The 1,756-nt window shown below is 74.7% G+C and carries 1 protein-coding gene; it reads left to right on the forward strand.

Annotated features, from left to right (window positions below):
* Positions 1-1,756, forward strand: a 1,756-nt coding sequence (locus tag ACV4UX_RS19240; protein WP_491594889.1) for a xanthine dehydrogenase family protein molybdopterin-binding subunit, incomplete at its 3' end; no start/stop codon positions are given.

The following is a 1,756-nucleotide window of genomic DNA, read 5'->3' on the forward strand; positions in this document are numbered from 1 at the left end:
CTGCCGGAGGACTGCCTCTGGGCCGGGGCTTGGCGCGCGGGCGTGCCGCACGCCGGGATCAGGGCCGTGCACACAGGCGAGGCCCGCGCCGTGCCGGGCGTGCTGGCCGTGCTCACCGGGGCCGACGTGCCCGGGACCAACCGCCAGGGCATCGTGCACAAGGACCAGCCCGTGCTGGCAGCGGACGCCGTGCGCCACGCCGGGGACCCCGTGGCCCTGGTGCTGGCCGGGGACAGGCAGGCTCTGGCCCAGGCCCTGGAGCGCATCCGCGTGGAGTTCGACCCCCTGCCAGGCGTCTTCGACCCCGAAGAGGCCCTCGCGCCGGGCGCATCCCTGGTCCATCCCGGCCGGGAGGGCGGCAATCTCCTGGCCCATGCCCTGGTGGAGAAGGGCGACGCCCCGGGGGCCTTTGCGCAGTGCCATGCGGTGGCGGAGGGCGTCTTCGAGACCCCCATGCAGGAGCACGCCTTCCTGGAGCCGCCCAACGGCGCGGCCCGGCGCACCCGCCACGGCGGCGTGGAGATGGTGGTCTCCACCCAGGCCCCCTTCCGCGACCGCTTCGAGATCGGCCACGCCCTGGGCCTGGACCCCATGAAGGTGCGCGTGCGCGCCCCCTCCCTGGGCGGCGGCTTCGGGGGCAAGGACGGGGCCACGGTGCAGTGCCTTCTGGCCCTGGCCGCCCTGCACGGCGGCGGACGCTGGGTGCGCATGTGCTGGAACCGTGAGGAGACCTTCCTGGCCGGGTACAAGCGCCACGCCGCGCGCATCCGCGTGCGCCTGGGGGCCTCGCGCTCCGGGGCGCTGGAGGCCCTGGAGTGCGTCATGCACTTCGATTCCGGCCCCTACGCCCACCTGGCCGTGGAGATCATGGCCCTGGCCATGGAGCACGCGGGCGGCCCCTACGCCGTCCCGCACACGCGCGTGGAGGGCTTCTGCGCCTACACCAACAACCCCGTGGGCGGGGCCTTCCGGGGGTTCGGCGTTGCCCAGGCCAGCTTCGCCCTGGAGCGGACCCTGGACCTGCTGGCCGCGCGCCTGGGCATGGACCCGGCCGCCCTCCGCCTGAAGAACGCCCTGCGCACGGGCGAGCTGAACTGCGCGGGCGTGGCGATGGAGTCCCCCACGGGGGCGGCCGAGTGCCTGGAGGCCGTGATGGACCATCCCGTCTGGAAGGGCCGGGAGGCCTGGAAGGCGCAGGCCCCGGCCTTCAAGCGCCGGGGCGTGGGCATCGCGGCCTCGTGCAACGCCATGGGCTACGGCCGGGGTCTGCCCGACGCGGCCGCCGCCAAGCTGGAACTCACGCGGGGCGGGACCTTCCGCATCTACAACTCCGTGCCGGACATGGGCCAGGGCAACTCCCTGGCCTTCGTGCGCATGGCCGCCCTGGCCCTGCACCAGCCGCCCTCCGCCTTCGAGGTGGTCCGTCCCGACACGCGCCTGTGCCTGCCCGCCGGGTCCTCCTCGGCCAGCCGCACCACCTACGTCTTCGGCAACGCGCTCCTCAAGGCCTGCGCCGCCATGGGCGAGAAGCTCCAGGCCCGCGCCGCCCTCTTCCTCCTGGCCGACGAGCCGCACCGCCTGATCCTGGCGCCCGGGGCCGTCACGGACCCGGCCAGCGGCCGCAGCGTGCCCCTGGCCCTGGTCGCCTCCATGCTCCAGCGCGACGACCGCATCTGCATCGACCAGTTCGTGTCCCCCGTGGTGGAGAACCCGCCGGACACCGGCCGGGAATTCCGCCTTGGGTTCCCCCCCCTAG

The organism is Fundidesulfovibrio sp. (assembly GCF_058402725.1).